The organism is Nonomuraea corallina (assembly GCF_027620315.1).
In the GTDB taxonomy this organism is placed as follows: domain Bacteria; phylum Actinomycetota; class Actinomycetes; order Streptosporangiales; family Streptosporangiaceae; genus Nonomuraea; species Nonomuraea corallina.
The window spans coordinates 1-6082 of record NZ_JAPNNL010000273.1; the positions used below are offsets into that span (position 1 = coordinate 1).

Annotated in this window: 6 protein-coding genes; 3 read left to right on the forward strand and 3 right to left on the reverse strand. The window is 73.5% G+C overall.

What is annotated here, in order from left to right; translation table 11 throughout:
• Window positions 1-1363, forward strand: a 1363-nt coding sequence (locus OUY22_RS35230; RefSeq protein ID WP_270159645.1) for an MFS transporter, incomplete at its 5' end; no start/stop codon positions are given.
• Window positions 1364-1373: 10 nt separating this feature from the next.
• On the opposite strand, the gene OUY22_RS35235 is transcribed toward OUY22_RS35230, so the two are convergent.
• Complete coding sequence (locus tag OUY22_RS35235; RefSeq protein ID WP_270159646.1) at window positions 1374-1769, reverse strand: cold-shock protein; 396 nt, start codon at window positions 1767-1769, stop codon at window positions 1374-1376.
• Between the two features lie 92 nt (window positions 1770-1861).
• Window positions 1862-2482 (reverse strand): HAD family hydrolase, encoded by a 621-nt coding sequence (locus tag OUY22_RS35240; protein WP_270159648.1) that lies wholly within the window; start codon window positions 2480-2482, stop codon window positions 1862-1864.
• A gap of 141 nt (window positions 2483-2623) precedes the next feature.
• Between OUY22_RS35240 and OUY22_RS35245 the strand changes: the two genes are divergently transcribed.
• A complete protein-coding gene (locus tag OUY22_RS35245) occupies window positions 2624-3295 on the forward strand; it encodes a TetR/AcrR family transcriptional regulator (RefSeq protein WP_270159649.1) in 672 nt (223 codons plus the stop codon).
• Here OUY22_RS35245 and OUY22_RS35250 read toward each other — a convergent pair.
• Complete coding sequence (locus tag OUY22_RS35250; protein ID WP_270159650.1) at window positions 3286-4044, reverse strand: hypothetical protein; 759 nt, start codon at window positions 4042-4044, stop codon at window positions 3286-3288. The two genes, OUY22_RS35245 and OUY22_RS35250, sit on opposite strands and share 10 nt — an antisense overlap.
• Window positions 4045-4089: 45 nt before the next feature.
• Between OUY22_RS35250 and OUY22_RS35255 the strand changes: the two genes are divergently transcribed.
• On the forward strand, window positions 4090-6082 hold a 1993-nt coding region (locus tag OUY22_RS35255; protein ID WP_270159651.1), incomplete at its 3' end, for a helicase-associated domain-containing protein.

The following is a 6082-nucleotide window of genomic DNA, read 5'->3' on the forward strand; positions in this document are numbered from 1 at the left end:
GGCCACCCGCCGACTCACCCACGCCAACGGCGCCGACCGCACCGGACTCGGCCGGCTGATCGAGCTGACCGCCGGCCACAGCGCCGGCGACACGCTCGTCACGGTCGCGCTGGCCGGCACCGTCTTCTTCGGGGTGCCCGTCGGCGAGGCCCGCGGCCCGGTGGCGCTCTACCTGGTCATCACGATGCTGCCGTTCGCGCTGCTGGCGCCGTTCGTCGGGCCGATCCTGGACCGGTTCAGGTCGGGCCGGCGCTACGTGATGGCCGGCACGCTGTTCGGCCGCGGCCTGCTCTGCTTCGCGATGGCGGCGGCGGTCGGCCCGCAGGACCTGCTGACGCTGTTCGCGGGCGCGCTGGGCGTGCTGGTGCTGTCGAAGGCCTACAACGTGTCGCGTGCCGCGATCATGCCGAGCGTGCTGCCCGCCGACATCACGCTGGTGTCGGCGAACGCCAGGGTGGCGCTGTTCTCGCTGGTGACGGCGGGCGTGATGGTGCCGGTCGGGGCGGGGCTGACGCTCTGGCTGGGCAGCGCCACCATGCTGCGCGTGGTGATGGTGGTGTTCCTGGTCGCCGGGGTCTTCGCGGTCCGGCTGCCGCGCCACGTCGACTCGCCCGACCTGGAGGAGGAGACGCCCGAGGAGGGCAGGGCGCCGCGCTGGCGGACGCTGCTCCAGGTGGGCCCCGCGGTGGCCGAGGCCGTCTGGGCGAACGTCGCCATCCGGCTGTTCTCCGGCTTCCTGCTGTTCTTCCTGCTCTTCCTGGTGCAGGACAAGGCGGTGCCGTGGCTGGCCCCGCCCGCGCCCGACCCGTTCTTCGACCTGACCAAGACCATCGGCGTGCTGGCCCTGGCCGCCGGGCTGGGCGGCCTGATCGGCGCGGTGATCGCCAACTGGACGCGCAACCACGCGCCCGGGCTGATCGTGCTGCTCACGCTCGCCACGACGGCGGTCACCGCCGTCGTCACCGCCGTCCTGTTCGGGCTGTGGGCCGCGGTGGCCATCTCGGTCGTCACCGCCTTCGCCCAGGAGCTGGGCAAGCTCGCGCTGGACGCGATCGTGCAGCAGGAGATCGGGGAGGAGGTGCGCTCGTCGACGTTCGGCGTGGTCGAGGCGTTCCTCCAGCTCGCCTGGGTGTTCGGCGGCCTGATCGGGCTGGGCCTGTCGCTCACGGAGAGCAGCACCGCCGGGCTGGTCACGCTGGCCGCCGTGCTCACCGTCACGCTCGGCTGGCTCGTCGTACGGCGCCGCGCCCGCATCCGGACGGCCGGGGCGCGGGCCAGGCAGGCCGCCGCGCACGCCGAGACGGCCCCGTACGCGCCGCCCGAGCCGGTCGACCGCACCAAGCCGCTGACCAACCCGCCCTGAGAACGGGAAGCTAGACGTCGAGGTCGTCGGCGACGGCCCGCAGCACCACGGCGACCTTCTTGGCGTGCGCGGCGTCGGGGTGCTTGCCCCGCTGGTAGGACGTCGACAGCCCGTCGAGCAGCTTGATCAGGTCCTCGACGATCACCACCATCTCGTCCGGCTTCTTCCGCTTGGCCTTGGGCTTGGTCTTGGCCAGCGTCGGCGGCTGCTCCAGGATCCGCACGGAGAGCGCCTGCTGGCCGCGCCTGCCCTCGGCCACGCCGAACTCGACCTTCTGCCCGGGCTTGAGAGGCCCGGCGTCGGGCGGCAGCGCGGAGGAATGCACGAAGACCTCACCACCGTCGTCGCGGGTGAGGAAGCCGAACCCCTTGTCGGCGTCGTACCACTTGACCTTGCCACTCGGCACAGGAGGACCTCGTTCAGAACGTCGTGGATGAGGTGAATGGATGTAGGTTATGCCCCGTAGCGCTACAGAGCGACCGGGTAATTGCCGGTGAATTACCCGAGTTCGTGACGCTGTTGCCAACCGGCGAACCAATCGGCGAATTCGGTCAGGTCGCCCAACGCCACGTCCGCCCCGTGCTCGCGCAACTGCCCCACCGTGTAAGGGCCGGTGGCGACCGTGACGCTGACCGCGCGGCCGGCCCGCGCCGCTTCGATGTCGGCGACGTGATCGCCGACATATGCGGCGGCGCCGAAAGCGGTGAGCGCCGCGCCTTTGTCGGCGCCGAAAACGGACCCCACGATGTGGTCCACGTCGAACCCCAGTCTGCGCACGGTGGTCGTCGCGTCGCGCAGATTCTTGCCCGTCACCACGATGACCCGGCCGCCCCGGGACTTGACGCTCTCGACGGCCTCGTGCGCGCCCGCCATCGCGACGTGCACGGGCACCCCCACCTCGGGATAGATCTCCCGGTACAGGTCGGCCGCGGCCGCGATCTCCTCGGCGGGCAGCCAGTTGGCCAGCTCGGTCTCGAGCGGCGGGCCGAGCCTGGCGACGATCGCCCGGCTGTCCATGGGCACGCCGAGCCGGGCCGACAACTCGTCGTAGACGGCCGCGATGCCGATCCTGGTGTCGGCAAGGGTCATGTCGAGGTCGAATCCCACCGATGTCGCCACATCTGAAGGATGCCAAAGAACCTTCTGATACGCGTAACGGCCGATGTCATGGGACCGTAGACATCGGAAGGTCCTGCCCCGGCCGTCCAGGTCCGTCCGGACCGGCGGCTACCCTCCATGACCGGAGGTATCACGAACGACATGACGACATCGCCGAGCACGGAAGGCTCCGGGACCCCACCCGCGAGGGCCGCCGCGACCCACACCCGCGAGCGGATCATCGACGAGGCCCTGCGGCTGTTCGCCGAACGCGGCTACGCCGCCACGTCGGTGGCCGAGATCGAGGCCGCCTCCGGCCTCTCACCCGGCGCCGGCGGGCTCTACCGGCACTTCAAGTCCAAGTACGAGGTGCTGTCCGCGGCGATCAACGAGCACGCCGCCCGCACCCGCGGACAGGTGGCGGGCAGCCTCGCCGAGCTGAACGCCATGGAGACCTCCGCGGACCTGGAGGACCGGCTGTCGCACCTGTGCCGGGCGGGGCTGGCCAAGGTGCGCGAGGAGTCGGAGCTGACCCGGATCTTCTTCCGCGACCTGAGCCAGTTCCCCGAGCTGGTGGCCGTGGTCCGGCAAGGGCTGCTGCAGCCGATGTTCGACGCCATCGTGACGTGGTTCCAGGCCCAGCCCGAGTACCGCTCGGCGGACGTCGACTGGCAGGCCGTCTCGGCCGTGCTGGGCGGCGCCGTGGTGCAGTACCGGCTGTTCCAGGAGACGGTGGGCGAGTCGCTGGGCCACACCGAGAAGGAGAGGTTCGTGGCGGCCTGGGTGCGGCTGGCCGTCGGGCTGCTGCCGACGCCCGCCGCCGTTCACTCCTGATCGATCAGCCGGTAGGCCAGCCAGGCCACGCCCACCCCCGTACCGATCATGAACATGACCCCGCTCGCGTTGAAGAACTCGGCCACGAACCTCTGCAGCCCCGGCTCGCCGCCGACCCGGAGGCCGCCCACGACCAGGCCGCCGGCGCCGTAGCCGAGCAGCGGGGCGGCCACGCCGATCAGCCGGTCGCGCGGCTTCCAGGCGTCGCCGAACATCACCAGCGCCGCGCCGGCCGCCCACACCATCACCGGCACCTGGAAGATGGCCACGGGCCGCAGGCCCAGCGGCACCAGGAGCCCGGCCACCACCAGGACCACCAGGGCGGCGGCCTCGCGGGGGTGCTCCTTGACCACGGTCCTGGCGTCCCTGCCCTCGGTGACCATGGGGTTGGCCACCGACATGGCGGCCCTGCGCAGCCCCGCGAACGGCAGCTCCCGCCCCTGCCTGGCCGACAGCCGGCCACGCGGCGGCAGGTCGTCGCGGATCGGGGGGAAGGCGACCGTGGTTCTCCCTCCGCCGGGCTCGGCCAAGCGCCGGGCCTCGCGTTCCACCAGTTTCACCGGGTCGCCGAAGCGGGCGAGCAGCTTCGTCACGTCACCGGCGCTCTGGCTGCCCCGGCGCTCCTCCTCGATCCTGGCCCGCAGCCGCCGGGTGAAGTCGAGTCGCTGCTCGGGCCTCAGCACGCCGTGGGCCGCGTCGGCGGCCTTGCTGACGTAGTTGAGGATCAACAGGTCGGCTCGTTCTCTCACGCCTGGCAATGCTGCCTCAATCAGCAGGGACATACCATGGCAACGATGGAGTTCACGGAGTGGATCAGGGGGCGCACCGACGAGCAGCTGCGGGCGCTGGTGACGGCGCGTCCCGAGCTGATCACTCCGGTGCCGGCGCATCTGGAGGGCCTGGCCGCGCGGGCGAGCAGCCCCTCGGCGATCGCCCGGGTGCTCGACCGGCTCGACCGTTTCACGCTCGCCGTGGTCGAGACGCTGGCCGCGCGGAGCGGCCCGGTGCGGAAGACGGCGCTGCGCGAGCTGATCGCGGCGGCGCTGGCGGCGGGCCGGCCGGAGCCCGCGCTGACGGCCGCGCTCGACCGGCTGCGCGAGCTGGCGCTGGTGTACGGCCCCGACAGCGCGCTCGACCTGGCCCCCGGCGTGCGCAAGGTGCTGGACGACCCGGCGGGGCTGGGCCCGCCCGCCGACGTGGCGTTCCGCCATCACCCGCCGGAGCAGCTCGACGAGCTGGCCGACGACATCGCCCCCGGCTCGACCGGCTCGGGCCGGGAGCGGCTTGCGGCGGCGCTGGCCGAGCCGGGCGGGCTGATCGAGGAGGTGTCCCCGGAAGCGCGGGCCGCGCTGGAGCAGCTCGCCTGGGGCCCGCCGACCGGCCGGGTGCCCAACGCCAGGCGCGAGGTGCGCGTCGCCTCCGCGCGCTCGCCGATCGAGCAGTTGCTGGCCCGGGGCCTGCTGGCGGCGACGGGCGAGGAGAGCGTGACGCTCCCCCGCGAGGTGGGCCTCCACCTGCGGGGTGGCCGGGTCCATCGCGACCTGGCGGCGCTGCCGCCCGCGCTGAAGGGCGTGGCGCGCGACCAGGAGCTGTCCGACCGCACGGCGGCCGGGCAGGCGTTCGCGTTCGTGCGGGCGGTCGAGGAGCTGTGCGAGCGGTGGAGCATCGAGCCGCCGGGCGTGCTGCGCACCGGGGGCCTGGGCGTGCGCGACATGAAGCGCACGGCCGGCGAGCTGGACCTGCCCGAGTGGGCCGCCGCGCTGGTGGTCGAGGTCGCGTACGCGGCGGGCCTGATCGCGTCGGGCGGCGGCGTCGACGGCGAGTGGCTGCCGACCGCCGGCTACGACCTGTGGCGGGTCCGGTCGACCGCCGACCGGTGGGTGGCGCTGGCCGCGGCCTGGCTGGCGATGGACCGGGTGCCGGGCCTGGTGGGCGAGCGTGACGACCGCGACAAGCCGCTCAACGCGCTCCACCCCGACCTGCGCCGCTCGTCGGCCGCCGGGGTACGCGCGGCCACGCTGGGCGTGCTGGCGTCCGCGCCGGGGCTCGCCCCGTCCCACGACTCGGTGCTCGAACGGCTCGCGTGGGAGCAGCCGCGCCGCCGGGGGCCGCTACGCGATCAGCTGACTGAGTTCACGCTGCGGGAGGCGGAGCAGCTCGGCCTCACCGGGCTGGGCGCGCTGTCCGGCCACGGCCGGGCCCTGACGTCCGGCGAGGAGGCGGCGCCGGTGCTGGCCCCGCTGCTGCCCCAGCCGGTCGATCACGTGCTGCTGCAGGCCGACCTGACGGCGGTCGCGCCGGGGCCGCTGACCAGCGAGCTGAACCGCTGGATGACGCTGGCCGCCGACGTGGAGTCCAAGGGCGGCGCGACCGTCTACCGGTTCGGCGAGAGCTCGATCCGCCGCGCCCTGGACGCGGGCCAGGCCGCCGAGGAACTGCTGGCCATGCTCGAACGCCACTCGGCCACGCCGGTGCCGCAGGCGCTGTCGTACCTCGTCGCCGACGTGGCGCGGCGGCACGGCCGGATCCGCGTCGGCACAGCCGGCGCCTACGTCCGCTGCGACGACCCGGCGCTGCTGGACCAGATCACCGCCGACCGGCGGTCGGCGGCGCTGCGCCTGCGCAGGCTGGCGCCGACGGTCATCGCCTCGCGTTCGTCGCGGGCGGTGCTGGTCGACTCGCTGCGCGCGATGGGGTACGCGCCGGTCCCCGAGTCGCTCGACGGTGACGTGATCATCTCCCAGCTCGACAGCAGGCGCACCGAGGGCCCGGCCCCGGCCCGCCAGG